Source organism: Janthinobacterium lividum (assembly GCF_034424625.1).
Classification (GTDB): domain Bacteria; phylum Pseudomonadota; class Gammaproteobacteria; order Burkholderiales; family Burkholderiaceae_D; genus Janthinobacterium; species Janthinobacterium lividum.
Genome location: NZ_CP139976.1, coordinates 1,799,513 through 1,824,841, shown reverse-complemented (window position 1 = coordinate 1,824,841; position 25,329 = coordinate 1,799,513). Strand labels below are relative to the sequence as shown.

Below are 25,329 nucleotides of genomic sequence, written 5' to 3'. Positions count from 1 at the left end.
TTAAACCTAAAGTATTTTTCCAGCAAGCGGAAAACAGCAATTTCAGTCGACGCCGTCCTGCTGCCGCAGCAAACGCGCCTGCTGCGCCACGCTGCGCGCCAGCGCGGCCAGGGCCGCTTGTATCTGGTCGCCATCGAGCACCGAGGCCTGCAGCAGGGCCATCATGCCCGCTTCCGCGCCATGCAAGCCGAGGGTGCGGCAACCGAGGTGCAGCCGTTCAAGCTGCTGGCGCGCCTGGGCCGGTTCGCCGCGTGCCAGCAAGGCATCGACCTGTTCGCCGGCGGCGACTATCTGCCCCTGGAAGCCCGTCAGATACGCCAGCAGGCGTTCGCTGTCGATGCCCAGCCGCTGCAACGTGTCGCGCGGCGCCTCGGCCGGCAAGGCCGAGACGTCGAAGCAGGCGTCGATATGCTGGCGCACCTGCTCCGGCTGGAAAGGCTTGACGATATAGCCGGCAGCACCGGCCTGCACGGCATCACGCACCGTGTCATGGTCATTGGCCGACGATACCAGCACCAGCGGCATGGCATCGAGCGCGCTGTCGGAGCGGATTTTCTGCAGCAGCTCCATGCCGGACAGGCGCGGCATGCGCAAATCGCAGAAGCACAGCGACGGACGCAAGCCGCCTTCGAGCTGCTCCCACGCAGCCGCGCCATCTTCGGCTTCCACGATATCGTGCACGCCGCAACTGTCGATCAAATGCATCAATACCATGCGCGACACGACATCATCGTCAACCACCAGTACTTTCATTGCTTTCTCCATTGGCGGCAGCGTCAAGGTGCCTGGCCGTATTCTACCCAGTTTCGCCGCGCGCTCGATGGCCGGCATTGCCTATTTTACATTTCCTTGCCCGAAACGGCTATTTGCGCCAACAGTGCGCGCAATTGCGGCAAATGCACGGCCACTTGCGTCCAGCGCCCGCCGTCCGCCGCCTCTTCCATTTCCGTGCACAGCATGTGCAGCTGCGTTTCATCGAGATAGGCGGCGCTGCCCTTCAAACCGTGCAGCAGGCGCCCGGCGTTTTCCTTGTCCTGCGCCGCCAGGGCGGCATCGAGTTCACGCAGGCGTCCCTCCAGGTCGGCGACGAAGGCGACGCGGATGCGCCGTTGCAGTTCGCCGCTGCGGATGGACTGGGACGGCGCCGGAACGGGAATCGCCGGCGCGATGCCGAACAGGGCATCGAGTTCGGCCTGCCCCCGCGCCGCGCCGCGCTGCACGTTCGACGGCATGCGCGGCAACATGAAGCCGCGCTGCAGCTGGCGCTCGATGGCGCGCGCCAGCAAGCCATGCAGCGCCGCCTCGTCCACGGGCTTGCTGAGGAAATCATCCATGCCGACACCGAGATAGCGGCTGCGGTCTTCTTCGCTGGCATTCGCCGTCAGGGCCACGATCATCAGTTCCTGGTCGCGCACGGGCTGGTCCGGCCAGCCGCCCACGCGGATCAGGCGCGTCGCCGTCGCCCCATCCATCTCCGGCATGCGCCCGTCCATCAGGATCAGGTCATAGCGCGTATGCACGCAGGCCGCCACCGCCAGCACGCCGTTGGCGACCACGTCGACCCGGTGCCCCAGCTCTTCGAGCATGACGCGGATGATGATCTGGTTGGTGGGGAAGTCTTCCGCGCACAGCACGCGCAACTGGTGGCTGTGCGGCGCCAACGCCACCTGCGGCACCAGCGGCGGCGCCACGCCATCGGCCAGCGGCAAGGTGAAGGCAAACGTGCTGCCCTGCCCCGGCGTGCTGGCCACCTCGATCTCGCCATCCATCAGTTCGACCAGCTGGCGGCAGATCGCCAGGCCCAGTCCCGTGCCGCCGTAGCGCCGCGTGGTGCTGGCGTCGGCCTGCTCGAACTTCTGGAACAGCCGCGCCATGGCTTCCGCATCGATGCCGATGCCGCTGTCGCTGACGGTGAAGCGGATCAGGTTGACCTTGCGTCCGCCGCTGCCGCTGGCCACGCCGGCGCGCTCGACGCACACGCTGACGCCGCCGCGCTGGGTGAACTTGAAGGCATTGCCGACCAGGTTGACCAGCACCTGGCGCAAGCGGGTCGGGTCGCCCACCACGAAGGGCGGCAGGTCGGGCGCAAAGTCGATGGAGAAACCGATGCTGCGCGCGGCCGCCTGCTCCTCGAACAGGCTGACGACCGTCTCGATCGCCGCGCCGAGCGCGAAGTCGATGTTTTCGATGCTCAGCTTGCCCGCCTCGATCTTGGAAAAATCGAGCAAGTCATTGATGATCACCAGCAGCGACTGGGCGTTGGCCTGGCCGCGCAGGATCTGCTCGCGCGTGGCGTCGTGCAGCTGCTCGTCGCGCAGGGCAAAGCCCAGCATGCCGATCACGCCGGCCAGCGGCGTGCGCATCTCGTGGCTCATGTTGGCCAAAAATTCCGACTTCTGGCGCGTCGCATCCTCGGCCTTGCGCTTGGCCTGGCGCAGGCTTTCCTCGTTTTTCGTCAGGCTGCTGTTCACTTGCGCCAGCTTTTCCGACTGGGCCAGCACTTCGATTTCCTTGCTCTGCAACTCGGCCGTGCGTTCGCTGACCTGCTTTTCCAGTTCATTCTGTTGATGCCGCAGCGCGCGCACGCGCTGGCGGTAAGCGCCATAGATGGCGCCCAGCAGCAGCACCGCCATCAGGGTGCGGAACCACCAGGTTTTCCAGAACGGCGGCAGGATCGTGATGGCCAGGGTGGCGCCGCTCTCGTTCCAGACGCCGTCCTTGTTGGCCGCCTTGACGCGAAACACGTAGTTGCCGGCATCGAGGTTGGTATAGGTGGCAAAGCGCCGCCCCGCATCCGTCATGACCCAGTCCTGGTCGAAGCCTTCGAGCCGGTAGGCGAACATGTTGCGCTGGGGCGCGGCGAAATGCAGGGCCGCGAATTCCAGCGAAAAGACGCTTTCGCGGCTGGTCAGCACGAGGTTGCGCGTGTGGTCGATGGCCGCCTTGAGCACGTGCGCGAACTCGCCGCGGCCGATGGCCACCGGCTTGTTGAAGATCTGCAGTTCCGTGATGGCCACCAGCGGCGGCACGCGGTTGTCGTGGATATCCTGCGGCACGAACGCCGTCATGCCGTTGAAGCCGCCGAAATACATGGTCCCGTCCGACGCGCGCAAGGCCGCGCCATCGAAGTACGAGCCTTCCACCGTGCCATCGGCGCTATCGTAGTTGCGAAACAGGCCGCTGCGCATGTCGAGCCGCGTGATGCCGCTATTCGTGCTCAGCCACAGCTGCTCGTTGTCGTCGCCGAGGATGCTGGCGACGGCGTCGTCGGCCATGCCATCCTTGCGCAGGAAGCGCCGGAAACGGATCTCGCCCTTGGCATCGACGTCCATGCGGTTCAAGCCATTGGCCGTGCCCACCCACAGCACGCCGCGCTTGTCTTCGTGCAGGAAATGCACTTCATCGTGGCTCAGGCTATGCGGATTTTGCGGATCGTGGCGGAAATGGCGGAAGTGCCCGCTGGCGCGGTCCAGCAAGTCCAGACCGTGGAAGGAACCGATCCACAGGCGCCCCTTGCCGTCTTCCAGCACGGGCCGCACCATGTTGTCGGACAGGCTGTTCGGGTTGGCCGGGTCGTGGCGGTAGGTGGTAAAGCGCTTGGTGACGGGGTCGAAGCGGTGCACGCCGCCCCGCGTCGAGACCCACAGCATGCCGCTGCGGTCGCTCACGATATTGCGGATGGTGTCGCTGTTCGGGTCGCCGGCGGCAAAGCGCATGGTGAAGAAGCGCCCCAGTGCCGGATCGAAGCGGTGCAAGCCCGTCGAGCCGCCCACCCACAGGATGCCGTCCGGCGCCTTGTACAGGGTGGTGACCTGTTCGTCGCGCGACATGCCGGGAGAACTGCGCAGGTCGAACAGGCGCGAGCTGCCGTCGCGCGTGTCATACAGTTTCAGCCCGCCCTTGGTGGCCAGCCACAGCTTGCCATTGCCCGCGTCGGCCACGGCGCGCACTTTCTTGTCCGCCAGCGCGCCCACATCGCCGGGCGCGCGCGCCATGCGCGAAAAGCCGCCGCTGCCCAGGTCGACCCGGCTCACGCCGTTGTACCAGGAGCCGACCCAGAAGGTGCCGGCGCGGTCGCGGTACAGCGACGACAGCTGGTTATCGGCGACGCTGAATTTGTCGCCCGTCTGGTGGCGGTACTGCAGGAAGGTGTCGCTCTCGGGCAGCCAGCGGAACAGGCCATCGGCATTGCTGCCCAGCCAGACAGTGGCGTCGACATCCTGGTACAGGCTGGCGACGCGGATAGCGGAAAAGCCATTTTTCTCACCGAAGCGCACTCTTGCCTGCGGCGGCTGGCCGGCGGCGCCCAGGCGCCAGCGCTCGGCGCCGGCCATGGTGCCGATCCACAGGTTCTGCTGGCGGTCGATCAGCAGCGACTGGATCACGTTGTACTTCGAGCCGGGCTCCGTGTCGACGGCAAAATGCTCGAAGCGCTCGCTGCCCGGTGCCAGCATGTCCAGGCCCGTTACCGTGCCGATCCACAGACGCTGCTGCGCGTCCAGCGCCAGCGCCTTGATTTCATTGTCGCCCAGGCTGTGCGGGTTTCCCTCTTCATGGTGCCAGGTACGGAAGACGCCCGTGGCGGGATCGAAATGCTGCAAGCCGTCCGAGGTGGCGATCCAGAAGCCGCGCGCGCCATCTTCGAGAATGGCGTGGATATGCCGGTTGCCGTTACCGCGCTTGCTCTTTTCAGCCGGGACGTAATGGATGAAGGTCTGGCTGGCGGCATCGAAGCGGTCCAGGCCATTGTCGGTACCGACCCACAGCTGGCCCTGGCTATCGACATGCAGTTCGCCCACCCAGTTGTCGGCCAGGCTGGTCTTGTCGCCTTCGATATTCTTGTAGACGACCATGCGGTAGCCATCGTAGCGGCTCAAGCCAGACTGGCTGCCGAACCACATATAGCCCTGCCGATCCTGGGCGATGGCGAGCACCGATTCCTGCGCCAGGCCCTGGTCGACGCTGAGCTGGTCGAAACGCAGGGTGGGCGCAGGCGCCGCCGCGGCCGGGCCGCCCAGCAGCAGAATTAACAGTAAGGCAACATCGTAAACACGTCGAAATACCAGCACAATCGTCCTGTCAAAAAAAACGCGAAAAACCCGCACGCCGCTCCAAGGGCCGTCTCAGGAACCAAAGAACGCCAGGACATCATCCTTGCGGGCCTGCGTATCGCGCTGTCCAAGACGGATCAGCTCGTTAGTATACGTCGATTCGAACAATAAATACGATGCCAGCGCCGCGCCGCGCGCTTCTGCTGCGCCGATTCCCGACAACATGGTGCGGATGGGACGGGGCAGACTGCCGATATGCCGGCTGGCGATGGCGTCGAGCCGTTCGGACGGCGCGATGACCAGCAATTCCACGGGCCGCAAGGCCGTCTTGCCCAGCAATTCGGGCGGCAGCATCGACAGGGTCAGGTTGATGCGGTTCAGGCGCTCGATGTCGACGGCCAGGCCATCGAGGAAGATCGACGACAGCGCATGGCCGGCGATCTGCGCCAGGCTCGGGTAGCGCGCCGCCTCGGACGCGGCGGGCGCCGGTTCCGTCATGCGCCCGGCGCCCACCACCAGCACCTTGTTCGCGCCCAGGTGGATCGCCGGCGAGATCGGCGCCAGCTGGCGCATGGAGCCATCGCCGCAGTACTCGCGCTGGCCGCCCACATACAGGGGCACGGCAGGAAAGATGAAGGGGATGGCGGCCGAGGCAAGCAAGTGCTCCACGCCGATCTGGTCCGGCAGGGCCAGGCGCTGCGTGCGCACCCACGGCGCGATATCCTCGGCCGTCTGGTAAAACGTCATGTGGCGGCTGCCCGAATACGACGACGCCGTCACGGCCAGCGCATGCAGCAAGCCGTCAGCCAGGGCCGCGTCCAGGCGCGGCAAGTCGAGCATGCGGTGCAGCAGGCTGACCAGCGGGGTATTGTCGAGCAGGGAACTGGGCGGCGACGCATGCCACTGGCGCAGCAGCCAGCCGAACGACAGCAGCGACAGCCAGCGCGCGCCCGAGCGGATCACGCCCAGTGAATCGGCCCGATACACTTGCTCGACTTCGATGTGCTGCCACACGTCGAGCAGCTTTTGCACGCCTTCGCCGAAGTTATCCGCGCGGCAGGCCAGCGCCGTGGCGTTGATGGCGCCGGCCGAGGTGCCGCAGATGATGTCGAACGGGTTGCGCGCCGGCGCCCAGCCCGCTTCCCACAGAATCGCTGAAATCGCCTGCAGCACGCCCACCTGGTAGGCGGCACGGGCGCCTCCTCCCGTCAGTATCAAGCCTGTTTTATTTTGCATTCCCATGCCGGCAGATTAGCAGGGTCTTGATACTTTGTGGAAATTTCAGTCGCCGCGCACCATGCCTTCCCTGCGTGGGTCCGCGCCGCCAAACCAGAAATCCTTGCCATGCGCATTCAGGCGCATGATGCCCTGCAAGCCGGAATTCTGTTCGATGACGCGCACCTCGTGGCCCATGGCTTGCAGCGCCTCGACTTGCGCGGCAGGCGCGCGGCCCTTTTCCAGTTCCGTCGGGCCGTTGCGGCTGCCAAAGTTCGGCAGGTTGATCGCCTGCTGCACGTTCATCCCCCAGTCCATGGTGCCGACCAGGACCTTGGCCACATAATTGATGATGGACGAGCCGCCGGGCGAACCCGTCGCCAGCACCAGCTTGTGCGTGCCCTTCTCGAACACGAGGGTGGGCGACATGGCGCTGCGCGGACGCTTGCCCGCCTCGACCCGGTTGGCAATCGGGCCGTCCGCGTCGCGCGAATCGAACGAGAAATCCGTCAGCTGGTTATTCAGCAAAAAGCCGTCGACCATCTGGCGCGAGCCGAACGCGTCTTCCACGCTGGTGGTCATCGACAGGCCGCCCCCAAAAGCGTCCACGGCCACCAGGTGCGAGGTCGACGGGCGCTGCAAGGCGTTGTCCATGCCCCACGCCACCTGCATGCCGGGCGGCGTGCCGGGCATGGCCTTGCCCATGGATTTGTCGCCGATCAGCGAGGCGCGCTGCGCCAGATAGGCTTTATCGAGCATCGAGGAGATACCGTTGCCCGGCAGCGGCACGAAGTCCGTGTCGGCCACGTAGCGGTTGCGGTCCGCGTAGGCCAGGCGCCCCGCTTCCGAGAACAGGTGGATCGCTTGCGCATCGAGCACGCCGTCGACAGGCGCATACGGCCGGATATCCTTCACTTCCAGCATGCCCAGCATCTGCGCGATGGCGATGCCGCCCGACGATGGCGGCGGCATGCCGCACACGGTCCATGCCTTGTAATCGCTGCAGACGGGTTCACGCACCTTGGCCCGGTAGCCGGAGATATCTTGCGCCGTCAGCTTGCCCGGATTGGTCGGATGCGAGGCCACCTTGGCGGCGATGTCGCGCGCGATGCGGCCCTGGTAAAAAGCGTCGGCGCCGCCACGGGCGATCTCGCGCAGGGTGCGCGCCAGCTGCGGGTTTTTCAGCACGTGGCCGACGGGCCAGGCCTTGCCCTCTTTATCATAGAAATAGGCGGCAGCGACAGGGTCGCGCTTCAGGGCCTGGTCCCAATTCAACAGGCCGTTGAGGCGCTGGCTGACGGGAAAGCCGCCGCGCGCCAGCCTGATGGCGGGGCCGAACAGGGTCGCCCACGGCAGCTTGCCGTGTTCCTTGTGCGCCAGTTCCAGCATGCGCAGCACGCCCGGCGCGCCCACGGAACGCCCGCCCACCACGCCCGTGGCGCGCGAGACGGGGCTGCCGTCCGCATTCTGGAACAGGTGCTCATCGGCGCTAGCAGGCGCCGTTTCGCGTCCGTCGAAGGCCTGCACGCCCTTGGCCGTGGAATACAGCAGGAAGGCGCCGCCGCCGATGCCCGACGATTGCGGCTCGACCAGGGTGAGGACCAACTGCGTGGCGATGGCCGCGTCGATGGCGCTGCCGCCCTTTTTCAGCATCTGGTAGCCGGCATCGGCGGCCAGCGGATTGGCGGCGGCGACCATGAATTTCTGCGCTGCCCAACCCGATTTTTCCGCATACGCGGTAGCGATTTCCGGCGCCTTTTGCGGCACCTCGGCAAATACGGGACTGGCAGCCAGGGCTCCCAGCAAGGTCAGGCTCAGCGCCAGCGGCTTCAATGTGATCATGGATTCTCCGATAAAAAAAGGGCGCACAGCCAGGCAAGGCTGTACGCCCCATACGGGGGTATCCTACATCAAATCACGCCAGGCTTATTTCGGTTGCATGCGGATGGCGCCGTCGAGGCGGATCGTCTCGCCATTGAGCATGACGTTTTCCACGATGGCTTTCACCAGTTGCGCGTACTCGCCGGGCTTGCCCAGGCGCGAAGGGAACGGCACCATCTTGCCCAGCGCATCCTGCACTTCGGCCGGCATGCCGAGCAGCATCGGCGTTTCGAAAATGCCGGGCGCCACCGTCATCACGCGGATGCCGTTGCGCGACAGGTCACGCGCCATCGGCAGGGTCAGTCCCACCACGGCCGCCTTCGACGACGCATACGCGGCCTGGCCGATCTGGCCATCGTAGGCCGCCACGGAAGCCGTGTTGATGATGACGCCGCGCTCGCCTTCAACGGTGACATCCTGCTTGGCCATGGCGTCGGCCGCCAGGCGGCACATATTGAAGGTACCCACCAGGTTGATGTTGACAACCTTCTGGAACAGGGCCAGCGGATGCGGGCCGTCCTTGCCCACGGTTTTCACGGCCGGCGCCACGCCGGCGCAGTTGACCAGGCCGCGCAAGGTACCCAGTTGGGTTGCCGCAGCCACCACGGCCAGGCCGTCTTCTTCCGACGTCACGTCGCACTGCACGAACACGCCGTTCAACTCCGCGGCCAGCGCCTGGCCCGCCTCCGTCTGCACGTCGGCCAGCACGACCTTGCCGCCGGCTGCCGTCAGCATGCGCGCCGTGGCCGCGCCCAGGCCCGATGCGCCGCCCGTGATGATGAATACATTGTCCTGAATCTGCATGAAATCTCCTGAGTGATAAGGGCCGTGTTCCCGGCGCCTGATGAGTGCATGGTGTCGTGCATTACGTTTACGTAAACGTAATGTCGGCGACAATTGTAGCCATTTTTGCGGGCACCGAGCGAAAACTTGCAGCGCTGGCGTATGGAAGGGCTAAAAACACTGGATGAAAGCGCCGTTGCGATGGCAGATGCGCCCGTTGGCATCGAGCGTGGCATTGCCCGCGCCGTTATAGCGCGTGCCGGCAGAGTCGCGGCAACCGCCCGTATCGCATGAACCGATGGGCTGCGGCGCGCGCGGCATCGGTACAGCCGGGCTGGGCGGCAGGGGCGCCATGGGCACGACGGGCGGCACGGATTGCGCCGGCATGCGGCCGATCACCTGCGCCACGGAACGGCGTGGCTGCACGGGCGGCGCCGGGCGGCATGGTTCCACCGCCAGCTTGCTGCTGTCGCGCGGGTCGAGCTGGCACACGGGCAAGGACTCAGGCGCCTGCTGCTGCGCCCAGGCATGGCCGCCAGCCGATACCGACATGCCGCAAGCCAGCGCCACTATGCTTTTTGTCATCCGCTTCATGCCCTCTCCCAACGCTTCCATCGCCCGGTTTTCATTATTGGCACATGCCGCGCCAGATGCCAGCAAGGTAACAATTACTCACGCTTGCTGGTGCCGCACACCGCCGATGCGCGTCCGGTAACGGTGTTTTATTTCCTTTCAGTACTTTCTTTCTTGCCAGCATGGCATTACAATAAGAACGATTCTTATTCTCATTAGTGGAGTGAGAGCGCAATTTATTATCTTTTCACTCATTTATACCCGAGCCACCCGGAAGGCAGCCAGGAAATAACAATATCCGGAAAGTTCATCATGACCCAGCGTAGTTCCGTCTTCGTAGCCCCCGTCGCCACTCCCGCCCGCTCCATTCATTCCGCCGCCCTGCTCCTGCCCTGCCTGCTGTCGCTGGCCGTCAGCAATGCCTGGGCCGAAGGCAATGTGGCCGCCGATCCCACCATGAACACGGTGGTCGTCACCGCGTCGGGCACGGCCATCGATATCAAGGATGCGCCGGCCAGTATCAGCGTCATCACGCGCGAGGAAATCGAACGCCAGCCCGTGTATGACTTGAACACGCTGCTGCGCCGTATCCCCGGCGTGACGGGCGGCACCAGCCCTGAAGGCGAGGCGTCGAAGATCAAGCTGCGCGGCTTGCCCGACAAATACACGCTGATCCTGGTCGATGGCAAGCGCGTGGGCAGCTCGGCCGACACGGCTTACCGTCCCGACCTGGGCCGCCAGGACTTGAACTGGATCTCGCCCGACATGATCGAGCGTATCGAAGTGGTGCGTGGCCCCATGTCCTCGTTGTACGGATCGGACGCCATGGGCGGCGTGATCAACATCATCACGCGCAAGGTGCCGGGCAAATGGAACGGTTCGGCCACGGCCAACTACACGCAGCCGCAGGACAGCGACCGCGGCACGGCGCACCAGCTGGGCGTAAACCTGGCCGGCCCCCTGTCGGACACGGTCGGCATGCGCCTGGGCGTGAGCCAGTCGCGCCAGAATCCCGATGAAAAATCCTTCGGCAAAGCGGGCGGCATGGGCGGCGAACGCAACCAGACTGTCTCGGGCCAGCTGAGCTGGGCGCTGGACAAGAAACAGAACCTGTCGCTGGACGCCAGCTATGGCAAGCAGGAAGCCAGCGATTCGAGCGCGCATGATGCGGATGGCGAGCCGCTGGTCTACAGCTGGGGCGCCAACAAACTGATACGCAAGAGCGTCAGCCTCGGCTACGAAGGCCGCTGGGACTTCGGCAAGGCGACGGTCAATTTGTACCACAACGATTTCGACAACGAAGTCGTCGGCACGGTGGCCAAATCCAAGGACAGCACCCTGGACGCCAGCCTGGAAAAACGGGTCGGCTGGGGCGGCATCGAGCAAATGCTGGTGATGGGCGGCCAGTGGAAGCACCAGGAGCTGACGAACACGGACACCATCGGCACCGTGCCCACCGATTACCTGGGCAACCCTGTAAGCGGCGCGACCCTGTCGGGCACCACCTCGGCCCTGTTTGCGGAAGACCAGCTGTTCCTGCGCGAAAACCTGACGGCCACGGCTGGCCTGCGCCTCGACCACCACAGCAAGTTCGGCAACCACTACAGCCCGCGCCTGTACCTCGTGTACCACCCTGCCCCGGCCTGGACCATCAAGGGCGGCATTTCGCAAGGCTTCCGCGCCCCGAGCCTGAAGGAAAACTCGCCGGCGGCAGCGACCAACTCGGGCGGACGCGGTTGCGGCAGCCTGAAACCGCTGGGCTACATCACCGGCTCCTGCTACATGGCTGGCAATGCGGACTTGAAGCCGGAAACGAGCACGGCCGGCGAGATCGGTGTGGCGTGGGAACAGAATGGCTGGGATATGGGTCTGACCTACTTCCACACGGATTTCAAGAACAAGATCGACTATGCGCCGCTGGGCTTTTACCAGAAACGCTGGTGGACCAAGATGACGAATATCCAGAAGGCGCGCACCAGCGGCCTGGAAGCGACGGCCACCATCCCGCTGATGAAAAACCTGAACTGGCGTAACAACGTCACCTACATGGCGGAAGCGAAGAACCTGACCACGGGCGCCAACCTGCTGTCCACGCCAAAACTGTCGTGGTACTCGGCGCTGGGCTGGCAAGTCAACGACCAGCTGTTCGGCGAAGTATCGGCCCAGTACACGGGCAAGGAACTCGATGCGGGCAAGCTGGCCGAAAAAGCCTACACCATCGTCGACACCGTCGTGTCGTACAAGGTCACGCCACAGTGGACCGTGCGTGGCGGCGTGCAGAACCTGTTCAAGAAGGGACCGATGGCCGATGGCCTGGTCGACTATTACGTGCCGGGACGCCGCATGTTCGTCGGCCTGACGTCGCGTTTTTAAGGCCTGGCTGTAAGACTTGATAGCGGCAACGTGCCGGCGTTGGCCGGCACGCTGCCAGCATGGGCGCCGCCCCTCACCACCCTCTCCTGTTCATGCCGGCCGCCTCCCGCGTCTCAGCGTCCGCCCAAGGACGTCACTGCGCGCCATGGCGTCAGGCAATTTTTCACATACGGATAATAGCCCTGCGGCCGCGCGCAGTAGTACCACATCTGCGCCGTCGGTACGCCGCCCTGCTCGATATACACGGGCGGCAGCGGCACGATGAGCGTGCGGCCATACGGATAACGGTAGGGATAGCCATACCACGGGTCGCCATACCAGCCCGGCCCATAGCCCCACGACGATCCCATCCATACGCCCACCTGCGGGCGGCCGTGAAAGTGGCCGTGATGGCCATGGTGGCCATGGTGGCCATGGAATTGGCCGTGCCCCATGTGCGCGCCATGCCCGCCCCGTCCACCGTGTCCGCCATGCCCGCCAGGCCCGGCCGCGGCGGCGCCGCTGAGCGCCAGTCCCACCACCAGCAGCACCAGCCCCACGCCACGTCTCTTGTACTTGCTGTCCATGACATCCTCCCGCCATGCACCATCAACGGTGACTATCACTCCATTATTGGTCGCGGTGGCCGGAAGTCAAAGGCAGGGTAACAAATGCTCACCGTTGATACGCGAGGGATACGGATGGCAGGAAAGTTTCGCGTGTGCACAGAAAAACAGCCCCGCTGGCTGCGGGGCTGTCGAGCGTGAGTGCGCTGCCTTACTGCGCCGGCAAGACCTGCGCCGGTGTCGCCGGCGCCAGGATGGGTGGCACGGGCGCGTGGATGGGTGCCGGCGCCTTGACCGCCAGCCAGCCCGTGGCCGGCAGCAGCGGCACCAGCAGCAGGGCCACGATATTGATGATCTTGATCAAGGGATTGACTGCCGGACCGGCCGTATCCTTGTACGGATCGCCCACCGTGTCGCCCGTGACGGCCGCCTTGTGCGCATCGGAACCCTTGCCGCCGAAATGGCCATCCTCGATGTATTTCTTCGCATTGTCCCAGGCGCCGCCGCCCGTCGTCATGGAGATGGCAACGAACAGCCCCGTGACGATCGTTCCCATCAAGAGGCCGCCGAGTGCCGCTGGCCCCAGCAGCATGCCCACCACGATGGGCACCACCACGGGCAGCAGCGAGGGGATGATCATTTCACGGATGGCCGACGCCGTCAGCATGTCGACGGCCTTGTCGTATTCGGGCCGCGCCGTGCCTTCCATGATGCCCTTGATGTCGCGGAACTGGCGCCGCACTTCCACCACCACGGCGCCGGCCGCGCGGCCCACGGCTTCCATCGCCATGGCGCCGAACAGATACGGTATCAGGCCGCCGATGAAGAGGCCAACGATGACCATGGGGTTCGACAAATCAAAGGTGATGTGCTGGCCCACCGATTCAAGCGCATGCGTGTAGTCGGCAAACAGCACCAGCGCGGCCAGGCCGGCCGAGCCGATGGCATAGCCCTTGGTGACGGCCTTGGTCGTGTTGCCGACGGCGTCGAGCGGGTCGGTGATGGCGCGCACGGAGTCGGGCAGGCCCGACATTTCCGCGATGCCGCCCGCGTTATCCGTGATCGGGCCATATGCGTCGAGCGCGACGATGATGCCCGCCATCGACAGCATGGCAGTAGCCGCAATGGCGATGCCGTACAGCCCGGCCAGCTGGTACGAAACGAGGATGGCGACGCAGACGGCCAGCACCGGATACGCAGTGGATTTCATCGACACGCCCAGACCGGCGATGATATTCGTGCCGTGGCCCGTCGTCGACGCTTCGGCGATGTGGCGCACGGGCTTGAAGTCCGTGCCCGTGTAGTACTCGGTGATGTACACCATCAGGCCCGTGAGGACGATGCCGACGACGGTGGCGCCCAGCATCTTGTAGCGCATGGCGTCATCGGGCCACAGCAGCCACGTGACGACGGCAAAGCCGACCAGCGACAGGCCGGCGGCCCACCACAGGCCCGTGTACAGGGCCGACATGATTTTTGCACCCGGCTTGGTCTTCACCATCGAGCAGCCGACGATGGAGGCGAGGATGGAGACAGCGCCCAGCAGCAGCGGGTAGATAATGGCCGTGCCGCTGGCCTCTGCCATCAGCAGTGCGCCCAGCAGCATGGTGGCGATCAGGGTCACGACATAGGTTTCGAACAGGTCGGCCGCCATGCCGGCGCAGTCGCCCACGTTGTCGCCCACGTTGTCGGCGATGACGGCGGGGTTGCGCGGATCATCCTCGGGTATGCCCGCCTCCACCTTGCCCACCAGGTCCGCGCCCACGTCGGCGCCCTTGGTGAAGATGCCGCCGCCCAGACGCGCGAAGATGGAAATGAGCGAGGCGCCGAAGGCCAGGCCGATCAAGGGCTTGATCAGGTCATGCTGCGTCAGGCCGGGCGCGCCCGTCGTCACCAGCAGCCAGTAGAACAGGGTCACGCCCAGCAAGCCCAGTCCCACCACCAGCATGCCCGTGATCGCCCCGCCCTTGAAGGCCACGTTCAGCGCCTGGTTGATGCCCAGAGTGGCCGCCTGCGCCGTGCGCACATTGGCCCGCACCGAGACATTCATGCCGATGAAGCCGCAGGCGCCCGACAGCACGGCGCCGATCAAAAAGCCCAGCGCCGTATGCAGGCCAAGCAGCGCATAGATGGCGATCAGGAGCACCACGCCGACGATGGCGATGGTGCGGTACTGGCGCGCCAGGTAGGCGGCCGCGCCCTGCTGGATGGCCAGGGCGATTTCCTGCATGCGCGCGTTGCCGGGATCCTGCCTCAGGATCCAGCTGCGCGACACCAAACCGTAAATGACTGCGACCACGCCGCAGGCTACCGCAAACCACAAACTGGCTGCCATATCGTCCCCTTCTGTTTTTATCCGACGTCATTGCCAACAGCTGCAGACCGCACCGGGTAGGCACGCGCAGCCAGGAAAACACGACCTGCAAAAAACCTGAACCACGAAAACGATGTGGCACCGCTGCTGAAAAGCGGGCACAAAAAAAGCGGACACTCAGGTCCGCTTTTCATAAACTGCTTATTCCGCCAGGGCGGCAAATGCGCTGTCGCGGATTTGCTCGACCGGACCGACGCCGGCGATGCGGCGGTATTTCGGTGCGCCTGGCAGGCCGGACTTGGCCCAGTCATTGTAGTAGCCCAACAAGACCTTGGTCTGGTTGTGGTACACGTCCAGGCGCTTCTTGACCGTTTCCGCCTTGTCGTCGTCGCGCTGGATCAGCGGTTCGCCGGTGATGTCGTCGATGCCATCGACCTTGGGCGGATTGAATTTGACGTGGTAGACGCGGCCCGAACCCGGGTGGCTGCGGCGGCCATCCATGCGCTCGATGATCGACGCGTCAGGCACGTCGATTTCCAGCACGTAGTCGACATTGATGCCGGCATCTTTCATGGCGTCCGCTTGCGCGATGGTGCGCGGGAAGCCGTCGAACAGGTAGCCATTGGCGCAATCGGCTTCCTGCAGGCGGTTCTTGACCAGGCCGATCATGATGTCGTCCGACACGAGGCCGCCCGCATCCATGACTTTTTTCGCAGCCAGGCCCAGTTCCGTGCCTTCCTTGATCGCCGCGCGCAGCATGTCGCCCGTGGAGATTTGTGGAATGTTGTATTTTTCTTTGATGAAATTAGCTTGGGTGCCCTTGCCGGCACCGGGTGCTCCTAAAAGTATCAGACGCATTGAAAAGTTCCTAAAAAACAGATTTTGGATGGTGGTATGTGTAATTATTTTTAGATGGTGTTGCTAAGGCTATCTTTCCCTACGAAACTTACCACAAAAAAACCCCGGAACGCCAGTTTGCTATCGAATTGCTATGCCCTGATTGATCAAAGCCAGCAATTCGCGCGACGCACGTTTCAAAATGTGGTTTTTACTGCAGGCGCACAAAATTATATTTGCACGCCTGCCGTTTTGCGGGTAGCGCTTACAGGGCGCCGTAGTGAGCTTGCACCCTGGCAAGATCTTCCGGCGTGTCGACACCGGCGGCTGGCGCCGAGTCCGTGACATGCACGGCGATGGCCACACCGTGCCACAGCACGCGCAACTGCTCCAGCGCCTCGATGGCTTCCAGCGGCGAAGCGGACAATTGCGGATATTCTTGCAAGAACGCATTGCTGTACGCATACAGGCCGATATGGCGCAGCGGCACGTAGCCAGCCGGCAGGCTGTCTTTCGATTGCGCGAAACCGTCGCGGTGCCACGGGATGGTGGCGCGCGAGAAATACAAGGCGCGGCCATTCTTGTCCAGCACGACCTTCACCACGTTCGGGTTGAACGCATCCTGCACATCGTGCAGCGGATGGGCGCAGGTGGCCATGGGGACGGCAGCGCTGATCTGCGCCGCGCAGGCGGCCAGCAGGCCCGGATCGATCAGGGGTTCGTCGCCCTGCAGGTTGACGACGACGGCGTCCAACGGCAAATCGAGCGTGCGCGCCACTTCGGCGATGCGGTCCGTGCCCGACGGATGATCGCTGCGCGTCATGCACACTTCCACGCCATGCGCGGCGCAGGCGGCGCGGATGCTGTCATGGTCGGTGGCGACGATGACGCGCGCGGCGCCAGACAAGGCTGCCTGCTCGGCCACGCGCACCACCATGGGCTTGCCGCCCAGGTCAGCCAGCGGCTTGCCCGGCAGGCGCGTCGAGGCCAGGCGGGCCGGGATGATGACGATGAACGCCATCGTTATTCCACTGCGTCTTGCAGGGTGCGCGCTTCGTCCGCCCACATGATGGGGATGCCATCGCGGATCGGATAGGCCAGGCGGTCGGCGCGGCAAATCAGTTCCTGCGCCTTCTTATCGTGTTCAAGCGGACCCTTGCAAACAGGGCAGACCAGGATATCAAGCAGTCGAGCGTCCACGACATTTCTCCACAATTTGTTGGGCCAGCGCGCTATCGATGCGCGCACTGACGGGGACGACCCACAGTCTCGGGTCATCTTTGAGATGTTCAATTTGCGCACATTTTACTGCATCCTTCTCGGTGATCAAGATCACATCCGTGTCGAGCGCCGCAAATGGCTGGTCGAGAAAGTCGTGATGGTCGGGCAAGGGCAGTTCCATGAAGTCCAATCCGGCCCCGCGCAGCATGGCAAAGAAACGCTGGGGGTTGCCGATGCCGGCCGCCGCCACGATGCGCTGGCCGCCAGCCGCCAGGGTCGCCAAAGGCATGCGCTCGCCGCGGTCGAGCAGGCGCTCGGCCACGCCACCGGCCAGCAGCATCTGCACCACCAGCCCGCCCTGCGGCGCGGCCCTGGCCACCAGTGCCGGCGCCAGCTCGGGCGCATTGATCACCGTCACATCGCGCCGGCGGCGCGGCGATTCGCGCAAAGGCCCCGCCGGCAGCAGCCAGCCATTGCCTGCGCCGCGGCCGTCGAACAGCACGATTTCCACGTCGCGCTGCAAGGCGTAATGCTGCAAGCCGTCGTCCGTCACCAGCACGTCGACGTCCGGGTGCGCGGCCAGCAGCGCCCTGCCCGCTTGCGCGCGGTCGCGCCCCACCATCACGGGGCAACCGCCGCGCTGGAAGATCAGCAGCGGCTCATCGCCCACCTGCTGCGGCGTGGAAGCGGCGCTGACGGCGCGCGGCGCACGGTCGGCGCTGCCATGGCCGCGCGAAATGACGCCCGGGCGCATGCCCGCCTCGCGCAAGGCTTGCACCAGCCAGATCGTCAGCGGCGTCTTGCCCGTGCCGCCGATGAAAATGTTGCCGACGACGACGACGGGCACGGGCAGGCGCGCGGATGTCAGGAGCTTGGCCCGATACAGGCCGCGCCGCACGGCGCTCAGGGCGCCGAACAGCAGGGATACGGGCCACAGCGCGCACGCCAGCGGGCCGCGCGTCAGCCAGGCGCGGGTGAGAGTGGTTTCAAGCTTGGCGGGAGAGGATATGGGCATGCGTGTCAACTAAAATTGGAACCCAAAATCGACACCTGGGGTCGGACCCTGAGGGTCCGACCCCGGCACTTCGGTTGGGGTTGGAGGTTGGCCTTACTTGCCACCCGCCTGCGCCGCAAACGTCAGCTTTTCATAGCCGGCCAGGCGCGCCGCTTCCATCACGTGGATGACCATCTGGTGCATGGCGAACTGGTCGGCGTTGACCACCACCACGGGCGTCTGCGCGGGTGCCTTGCCGCCATTGGCAGCCTTGGCCGCGCTTTGCAGGGCGTCGGCCAGGCCGGCCACGTCGCGGAACGAGACGGGCTCGCGGTTGACCGTGTAATTGCCCTTGGCATCGATGGTGACGTCGATCTGCTGCGGCTTTTCCTTGGCTTGCTCGGCGTCGGCCGTCGGCAAGGTGATCTGCAGCTCCGTGAACTTGCTGTAGGTAGTGCTGACCATGAGGAAGATCAGGATCACCAGCAGCACGTCGATGAACGGGATCAGGTTGATTTCGGGGTCTTCACGCCCCTTGCCTTTGCGGAAGTTCATTTGCGGCCACTGTGGACGATGTCGACGAACTTGACCGCTTGCTGCTCCATGTCAATGACGAAGCTGTCGACGAGGGCGCGGAAATGGCGGTAGAAGACCAGGGTCGGCATGGCGATGGCCAGGCCAAAGCCCGTGTTATACAGGGCCACCGAGATGCCGTGGGCCAACTGTGCGGGATTGGAGCCGCTGGCGTTTTGCGAGCCGAAGATTTCGATCATGCCCACCACCGTGCCAAACAGGCCCATCAGCGGAGCCAGGGTGGCGATGGTGCCCAGGGTCGTCAGGAAACGCTCCAGCGTGTGGGCCACGCCGCTGCCCGCCTCTTCGATCGATTCCTTCATCACCTCGCGTGGCGCGTCGACGTTGCGCAGGGCGGCGGCCAGCACCACGCCCAGCGGCGAGTTGTCTTCCAGCTTGGCCACCGTGTCCGGCGTGATCTTGCCGCTGCGATACACCTGCGCCACTTCATCAAACAGCTTGCGGGGCAGTATCTTGACGCGGCGCAAATACAGCAGGCGCTCGATGATCAGGGCCAGGGCGACGATGGAAGCGATCAACAACAGCCAGATGGGCCAGCCAGCGGCTTGAAATATAGCGAGCAAAAGAAACTCCTGGAAAAGGGAAGGCGATGGACCGCCCGAACAGCCTGTATTGTACCGAGCGCCGAAGACCGATTGTACGTCCGCGCAGGAATGGCGCAATGTAGCGCGTTGCCGCGCCGGCGGCAAGTGGCGCCCGCATGGCAGTTGTCCACACGGCGCAGCGGACGCCCACCGCCAGTGCCCGGTTTTGCACATTTTATGTGGATAAGATTGTGAGCAAGCATGAAGTCCATCAGGCAAGTCATTGATTTATATGCAGATTATAGAACTGCGCAAAATACAGGCATAGCAGCTTAACGGCAGTAGTCAATATCAATAAATCAACACCTGAAGAGTTCTGCACATTTACTGTGGACAAGATTGTGCGCAAAGCCCAGGAATTCAATTAAGCCATTGATTTTAAAGGAAATTAAATCAATGAGTAAAAAAGTGGCAGCGGGTGTGCGATACGCGGCATAGTGGCCGTAAAAGTTCTGCACACAATCTGTGGACAAGATTGTGCGCAAGCTCAAAGATAGGCGCCAAGTACATTGATTTATATCGTTTTTATTGTCATGCATAAAAATGTAGCACGGCCTGAAAAGCAGGGTTTTCGGCGTCCGATTTCACTTCAACACGGCAGTTTTTAAGCGTGAAGGCAGTTCCACACATAAAGTGTGGATAAGATTGTGAGCAAGCGGATTGACTCCATGTAAGAGCATTGATTTTAAAGGAGTTTTTTTCAATGCTGAAAAATGAGGCAGAGGAATGCTCTGGTCGTGCAGTGGAAAAGCCGGTGAAAAGGCGAAACGGTTTATGCAGTTTTGCACACATTCTGTGGATAAGATTGTGAGCAAGGCGTACGGCGTGATGCTATACCCTTGATTTATATGGCTATTTTTATGCTGCGCAAAATTCAGGCAAGCCATGCCATGGGCGTTCCGGTGGATAAATCAGGCGCTGTGCCAGAGTTCTGCACATTTTTTGTGGATAAGATTGTGCGCAAGGCCATGCATGGCATACTAAGCGCTTGATTCCTATACACTTTATTTCCGTGCGCAAAAATGTAGCACGGCACTTTTATCGCTCAATGCTGGCTTGTCAGGCAACGTTTGTCCAAGGCAAAAAGTTCCGCACACTTTCTGTGGATAACTTTGTGCGTAAGTGGCAGAGGCTTTACTGATGTGCTTGATATTAAAGGTTTTTTTCCCTGTGCACGCAAATCAGGCATACGGGAATTCATCATAAAATCAAATACTTAGAAATAGAACTTGTTGTTTTGCACGATATATGACATAAGCATGACCTCGCCGATAATATGTGGACAGTTCCCTCCCCCATAGCACCAGATGATGACCGATACTCCAACTGACAGCGGCTTTGCCGCCCCGCCCGTGCTGACCGTCAGCGCCCTGAACCAGGCCGTCGCGCGCCTGCTTGAGCGCTCGTTTCCCCTGACATGGATCGCCGGCGAGATTTCCAACTTCACGCGCGCCGCGTCCGGCCACTGGTATTTCACATTAAAAGATGATGGCGCCCAGGTGCGCGCCGTGATGTTCCGCGGCCGCGCCCAGTTTGCCGGCTTCACGCCGCGCGAAGGCGACAAGGTGGAAGTGCGCGCCCTCGTCACCCTGTACGGCGCGCGCGGCGATTACCAGATCAACGTGGAAGCCATCCGCCGCGCCGGCGTGGGGGCCCTGTATGAAGCGTTCCAGCGCCTGAAGGAAAAGCTGGCCGCGCAGGGGCTGTTCGACCAGGAACGCAAGCGCGCCATCCCCATGTTCGCGCGCAGCATCGGCATCGTCACCAGCCCGCAGGCGGCCGCCCTGCGCGACGTGCTGATCGCGCTCAAGCGCCGCGCGCCGCACGTCTCCATCATCCTCTACCCCACGCCCGTCCAGGGGCAGCAGGCGCCGGAAAAGATCGCGCACGCCATCCGCACGGCATCCACAAGGGCCGAGTGCGACGTGCTGCTGGTGTGCCGTGGCGGCGGCAGTATCGAAGATTTGTGGTCGTTCAACGATGAAGCCGTGGCCCACGCGATTGCCGATTGTTCCATGCCCGTGATCAGCGGCGTGGGACACGAGACGGATTTCACCATCGCCGACTTCGCGGCCGACCTGCGCGCTGCCACGCCGACGGCGGCGGCCGAACTGGCGGCCACGCCGCGCGCCGACTGGATGGCTTCCCTGCGCGCCGATGCGGCCGACCTGCGCCGCGCCATGCGCCGCAGCCTCGACGACGCGGCGCAGACCCTGGACCGCCACAGCCGCCGCCTGCTCAACCCGAAGGCGCAGCTGCAGCAGCAGCGTTTGCAGCTGCTGGCCCTGTCGACGGCCATGACGCATGCGGCGCGCGCGCCCGTGAACCAGTCGCAGTACGCACTCGAACGCCTGCGTGCGCGCTGGGCGGCCTTGCGGCCCGACGTCGCGGCGCCGCGCGCGCGCCTGGAAGAAATGCAGCGGCGCGGCGGCGCGGCCATGGCGCAGCAGCTGGGACAGCGGCGCCACCGCCTCGATGGCCTGGCGGCGCAGCTGGAGCTGTTGAATCCCCAGCGCACGCTGGAACGCGGCTACGCCATCCTGCGCGATGAGAAAGGGGCGATCGTCCGCTCGCCGGCGCAGCTGCAGGCGCGCCAGAACGTCAATGTGCGCCTGGCCGAAGGCAGCGCGCAGATCGGCATCGCCAGCGTGCAAGCCACCCTGGAATAATAAAAAAGGCCGGGGAAGCTCCCCGGCCCAACACCTACCCTACTGAGTGGACTGCTACTGCGACTGCTCTTTCACCCTACGCCATCAGAACTTCATCGACACGCGCGCGCCAAAGGTGCGCGGCGCGTTATAGAAGGCGCCGTAGATCTGCTGCGTGGGCTGGCATGGCATGCCGACGTCCGTGCAGATTTCATTGACGTCCAGCTTGACCGCCTTGTCCGTGGCGTTCTGCACGAACGCTTCCACCGTGTAGGCCTTGTTCGCCGGCTGGAAGCGCAGGCTCAGGTCCAGGGTCGTGTAGGCTTCCTGGCGCTTGACGCCGGCATGGCCCGGCACGTCGCCGTTGAACGCGCCCGCGCCCACATACGACATGGTTTCATAATGCACCGAGGCGCGCGGCGTGAGCTGGCCGCCGGCAACATTGAAATCATGCTCGTACTGGACGGTCGTGGAAAACTTCGGCGCATGCTTCATGGTGCTGCCGCCCACGTTCACCAATGGCGCCGTCGAACCGCAGGACTGGCCATTCGCGCGCGCCGCATCGACGTCGCACGACATGAAGTCGTCATACACGGCTTTCAACCAAGTGGCGTTACCCGTCAGACGGTCGACCTTCGTTGGCCGCCACACCCATTCCGCTTCCAGGCCCTTGACGGTGGCGCCGGCCGCATTGAAGTTGGCCAGCACGCTGTTGACCACCTGCGACTCGAGCTTGTCCTTGTACTTCATCAGGAAGGCATCGAGGTTCAGCGTCAGTTCGCGGTTCAGCAGGTCGGACTTGAAGCCGATTTCATAGCTGGTCAGCTTTTCCGGCTTGGTGGTGGCGCCGCCGTCGCCGATGGCAGGCGAATGGAAACCCGTCGTCACGGAGCCGAACAGCAGGATATCGGAGCGCAGCTTGTACTCGATGCGGCCCAGCCAGGTGGCCTGGCCGTATTTCAGGTCGGCCGTATTGTCGCCCGGCGTATTGCCGCAGGTCGCCGCCGTGATGGCGCCGCCAGGACCGATATTGTGCGTATTGGCCAGGCCCGTGCCCGGCGTGACCAGCTGCGCCAGTTGATCGGGCGTGAGCACGGTGGTGCCCAGCGGCGTGTTGGCAGGCCAGTTCGGGCAAGCCCAGTTCTTGCCACCGACGTCGAATTTATGGTCTTTCGTGTAGCGCGCGCCGGCCGTCAGCTTGATCTGGTCCGTCACTTGCTGGCTGACCTGGCCGAATACGGCCTTTGATTTGAGCTGGCGGTCGCCCTGGATGAAGGACATGGCCGAGGCATACTGGCCCACGGTCGGCTGCACGAAGATCACGGCGCCGTTGGCGATATCCTGCTGCACGGCGGCCTGCGAAATCTGGCTGCGGTCGATATCGAAGCGCACCTTGTTCTTTTCATTGAACAGGAACAGGCCGGCCACCCACTGGAACGGCGCATCGTCGTCCGAGCGCGCCTGCAGCTCGTGCGAATAGCTGTCGAACTGCGCCCAGTCGGTGCGGTTTTCCGACTTGAAGCCGGGGAACAGGCCCGCATCGGCATCGTTGCTGTTCTGGCGCTTGTAGCGGCTCCAGCTGCCCAGGTAGGTGAAGTCCAGCGCATCGGTCGGCTTGTAATTGAGCTTGCCCTTGTAGGTCAAAATCGACTGGTCGAGGGTGCCCGGCGTGTCGATCAGTGCCGAGCGCAGCTTCTCGCCCCGTTTCGGTTCGGCCGCCAGGTACACGTTGCCGGCGCCCTGGTCGAGAAAGTAGTCGGCGATGAACGTGCCGCGCAGTTGCGGCGTGAACTTCCACAGCAGCGAGGCGCGCACGCCCATCTGGTCGCCGGCGCCATACTTGGCCGTGCCCGGCATAACGTTCGAGCCGCGGCGGAAATCCACCGTACCGTCGTGGCTATCCTTGATGGCGGCGATGCGCAGCGCCACGTCGTCGGAAAACGGGATATTGATCATGCCCTGCGTCTGCAAATGGCGCTTGTCGCCCACCGTGATGCCGGCCGAACCCATGAACTTGGCCGTGCTCGGCGCGGCCGACACGAGGTTGACGGCACCTGCCGTGGAATTGCGGCCGTTCAGGGTGCCCTGCGGTCCGCGCGCCACCTCGACGTGCGACAGGTCATACATCAGCGCCGTGGCGCCCTGCGGACGCGGCGAATACACGCCGTCGACATAAAAGGCGACGGCCGGGTCGCCCAGCTCCGTGTGGTTGGCCGAACCGACGCCGCGCATGTAGACGTGCACGCCGCCCGAGTCGCCATGCTGCTCGACGACGAGGCTGGGTACCATGGTGGCCAGCGACGCCAGATCCTTGACCTGGTTGTTTTGCAGGGTGTCCTGGTTGAAGGCGGTGACGGCCAGCGGCGTCTCCTGCACGAAGGTGTTGCGGCGCGTGGCCGTGACGACGATGCGGTCCATCTGTTCTGAGGCCGGTTTTGCCGCGTCCGCGGCCGCAGTGTCCTGGGCCATGGCGGCGCCGCTGCCCAGCAAGATGAACTGGGCGAATGTCGCATGCGCCAGGCTGAGGGCGATGGTATTGCGTTTGAGCTGTTGCATTGTTGTTGTCTCCTGTACCGCTGGTTGAATGATGATCACATAGCTCTTTGGCTACTGCTGCACATTTTTTGGGTGTCAATCTGAAGTCATGTCGCCTCCGTGCGGGGTCAATGGGTAGCCACGGCGCGCCCGGCCGTGTCGAATAGAAAGGCATGGCCTTCTTCCGGCGCAAAGCCGATGGCGCTGCCCTGCGCCAGCGCATGGCGCGCCTCGCCGTGCAGCTTGATGGCCACCGCGTGCGGGCCGCCGTCAATACAGCCATCGAGCGTCGCGTGGATGATTTGCGCATCGCCCAGCTGCTCGATCAGGGTGACGGTGGCGCCGTAACCCTCCTCGCGCGGCACCAGCCGCAGGTGTTCCGGACGTATGCCGACCAGCATGCCCGCCTCGCCACCAAGCTGGCTGGCCAGCGCCGGGACGGCGGCGCACGGCAAAAAATTCATGCGCAGCGCGCCGATGAAGCCGGCCACGAACTGGCTGGCCGGATGGCGGTACAGGTCCAGGGGCGCGCCCACCTGCTCCAGGTGGCCGCCGTGGAAGACGGCGACCCTGTCGCCGAGGGTCATGGCCTCGACCTGGTCGTGCGTCACGTAGATCATCGTGGTGCCCAGTTCCTGGTGCAGCTTGGCCAGCTCGATGCGCGTCTGCACGCGCAGCGAGGCATCGAGGTTGGACAGCGGCTCGTCAAACAGGAATACCTTGGGCTGGCGCACGATGGAGCGGCCGATGGCCACGCGCTGGCGTTCGCCCCCGGACAAGGCCTTGGGTTTGCGGTCAAGCAGGTGCGTGATCTGCAAAATCTCGGCCACCTTGCCGACGGCGGCGCGCACTTCGGCCTCCCCCTTGCCCGCCAATTTGAGGGCAAAGCCCATGTTGTCGCGCGCCGTCATGTGCGGATACAGGGCGTAGCTCTGGAAGACCATGGCGATGCCCCGCTCTGCCGGCGCCACGTCGTTGGCCAGCAGGTCGCCGATGCGCAGCTGGCCCGCGCTGATGTCTTCCAGTCCCGCGATCATGCGCAGCAGGGTCGACTTGCCGCAGCCGGACGGTCCCACGAAGACCATGAATTCGCCGTCATGGATATCAAGGTCCAGGCCCTTGACGATTTCCGGGCCGTCGCCGTAGGTCTTGCGGATGCCGCGCAGGGAAATGGCGGCCAT

Annotated in this window: 19 protein-coding genes; 3 read left to right on the top strand and 16 right to left on the bottom strand. The window is 63.9% G+C overall.

Going from position 1 to position 25,329, the window contains the following annotated elements; translation table 11 throughout:
- Nucleotides 1-42: 42 nt before the first annotated feature.
- From U0004_RS08270 to U0004_RS08245, 6 genes are all read right to left on the bottom strand, one after another.
- Nucleotides 43-753, bottom strand: a complete 711-nt coding sequence (locus tag U0004_RS08270) for a response regulator (RefSeq protein ID WP_034782102.1) — start codon at nucleotides 751-753, stop codon at nucleotides 43-45.
- An 86-nt stretch (nucleotides 754-839) separates the two neighbouring features.
- Nucleotides 840-5,069 (bottom strand): hybrid sensor histidine kinase/response regulator, encoded by a 4,230-nt coding sequence (locus U0004_RS08265; protein ID WP_231958426.1) that lies wholly within the window; start codon nucleotides 5,067-5,069, stop codon nucleotides 840-842.
- Nucleotides 5,070-5,123: 54 nt separating this feature from the next.
- Nucleotides 5,124-6,293 (bottom strand): patatin-like phospholipase family protein, encoded by a 1,170-nt coding sequence (locus U0004_RS08260; protein ID WP_034751717.1) that lies wholly within the window; start codon nucleotides 6,291-6,293, stop codon nucleotides 5,124-5,126.
- Nucleotides 6,294-6,332: 39 nt separating this feature from the next.
- Complete coding sequence (ggt, locus tag U0004_RS08255; protein ID WP_070253525.1) at nucleotides 6,333-8,108, bottom strand: gamma-glutamyltransferase; 1,776 nt, start codon at nucleotides 8,106-8,108, stop codon at nucleotides 6,333-6,335.
- An 84-nt stretch (nucleotides 8,109-8,192) separates the two neighbouring features.
- Nucleotides 8,193-8,951 (bottom strand): 3-hydroxyacyl-CoA dehydrogenase, encoded by a 759-nt coding sequence (locus tag U0004_RS08250; protein ID WP_070253524.1) that lies wholly within the window; start codon nucleotides 8,949-8,951, stop codon nucleotides 8,193-8,195.
- A 150-nt stretch (nucleotides 8,952-9,101) separates the two neighbouring features.
- Nucleotides 9,102-9,524 (bottom strand): SANT/Myb-like DNA-binding domain-containing protein, encoded by a 423-nt coding sequence (locus U0004_RS08245; protein ID WP_139144039.1) that lies wholly within the window; start codon nucleotides 9,522-9,524, stop codon nucleotides 9,102-9,104.
- A gap of 291 nt (nucleotides 9,525-9,815) precedes the next feature.
- Between U0004_RS08245 and U0004_RS08240 the strand changes: the two genes are divergently transcribed.
- Nucleotides 9,816-11,876 (top strand): TonB-dependent receptor domain-containing protein, encoded by a 2,061-nt coding sequence (locus U0004_RS08240; RefSeq protein ID WP_081345394.1) that lies wholly within the window; start codon nucleotides 9,816-9,818, stop codon nucleotides 11,874-11,876.
- 113 nt (nucleotides 11,877-11,989) lie between these two features.
- Here the strand turns inward: U0004_RS08240 and U0004_RS08235 are convergent, their stop codons facing one another.
- From U0004_RS08235 to U0004_RS08200, 8 genes are all read right to left on the bottom strand, one after another.
- Nucleotides 11,990-12,442, bottom strand: coding sequence for a hypothetical protein (locus tag U0004_RS08235; protein WP_070253522.1), 453 nt, complete (start codon nucleotides 12,440-12,442; stop codon nucleotides 11,990-11,992).
- A 190-nt stretch (nucleotides 12,443-12,632) separates the two neighbouring features.
- The gene (locus tag U0004_RS08230; RefSeq protein WP_070253521.1) at nucleotides 12,633-14,756 is read right to left on the bottom strand and encodes a sodium-translocating pyrophosphatase; all 2,124 of its coding nucleotides are present in this window, start codon (nucleotides 14,754-14,756) and stop codon (nucleotides 12,633-12,635) included.
- A gap of 180 nt (nucleotides 14,757-14,936) precedes the next feature.
- Nucleotides 14,937-15,593: an adenylate kinase gene (gene adk / locus U0004_RS08225; protein ID WP_034782090.1), complete on the bottom strand. Its 657-nt coding sequence runs from the start codon at nucleotides 15,591-15,593 to the stop codon at nucleotides 14,937-14,939.
- Between the two features lie 244 nt (nucleotides 15,594-15,837).
- Nucleotides 15,838-16,593, bottom strand: a complete 756-nt coding sequence (gene kdsB / locus U0004_RS08220; protein ID WP_070253520.1) for a 3-deoxy-manno-octulosonate cytidylyltransferase — start codon at nucleotides 16,591-16,593, stop codon at nucleotides 15,838-15,840.
- Between the two features lie 2 nt (nucleotides 16,594-16,595).
- Nucleotides 16,596-16,772, bottom strand: coding sequence for a Trm112 family protein (locus tag U0004_RS08215; RefSeq protein ID WP_010395789.1), 177 nt, complete (start codon nucleotides 16,770-16,772; stop codon nucleotides 16,596-16,598).
- A complete protein-coding gene (gene lpxK / locus U0004_RS08210) occupies nucleotides 16,753-17,808 on the bottom strand; it encodes a tetraacyldisaccharide 4'-kinase (protein WP_070253519.1) in 1,056 nt (351 codons plus the stop codon). The genes U0004_RS08215 and lpxK overlap by 20 nt, the downstream gene beginning before the upstream one ends.
- A 93-nt stretch (nucleotides 17,809-17,901) precedes the next feature.
- Nucleotides 17,902-18,342, bottom strand: a complete 441-nt coding sequence (locus U0004_RS08205) for an ExbD/TolR family protein (protein WP_070253518.1) — start codon at nucleotides 18,340-18,342, stop codon at nucleotides 17,902-17,904.
- A complete protein-coding gene (locus U0004_RS08200) occupies nucleotides 18,339-18,944 on the bottom strand; it encodes a MotA/TolQ/ExbB proton channel family protein (protein ID WP_070253517.1) in 606 nt (201 codons plus the stop codon). The genes U0004_RS08205 and U0004_RS08200 overlap by 4 nt, the downstream gene beginning before the upstream one ends.
- Before the next feature lie 869 nt (nucleotides 18,945-19,813).
- On the opposite strand from U0004_RS08200, the gene U0004_RS08195 reads away from it, so the two are divergent.
- Together U0004_RS08195 and xseA are read left to right on the top strand one after the other, a co-directional pair.
- Entirely contained in the window at nucleotides 19,814-19,957 is a 144-nt protein-coding gene (locus U0004_RS08195) for a hypothetical protein (protein WP_161789562.1), read from the top strand.
- A 315-nt stretch (nucleotides 19,958-20,272) separates the two neighbouring features.
- Nucleotides 20,273-21,634, top strand: a complete 1,362-nt coding sequence (gene xseA, locus U0004_RS08190; protein WP_070253516.1) for an exodeoxyribonuclease VII large subunit — start codon at nucleotides 20,273-20,275, stop codon at nucleotides 21,632-21,634.
- Nucleotides 21,635-21,718: 84 nt separating this feature from the next.
- Here the strand turns inward: xseA and U0004_RS08185 are convergent, their stop codons facing one another.
- Nucleotides 21,719-24,169: a TonB-dependent receptor gene (locus U0004_RS08185; protein WP_070253515.1), complete on the bottom strand. Its 2,451-nt coding sequence runs from the start codon at nucleotides 24,167-24,169 to the stop codon at nucleotides 21,719-21,721.
- A 107-nt stretch (nucleotides 24,170-24,276) separates the two neighbouring features.
- Nucleotides 24,277-25,329, bottom strand: coding sequence for an ABC transporter ATP-binding protein (locus tag U0004_RS08180; RefSeq protein ID WP_070253514.1), 1,053 nt, complete (start codon nucleotides 25,327-25,329; stop codon nucleotides 24,277-24,279).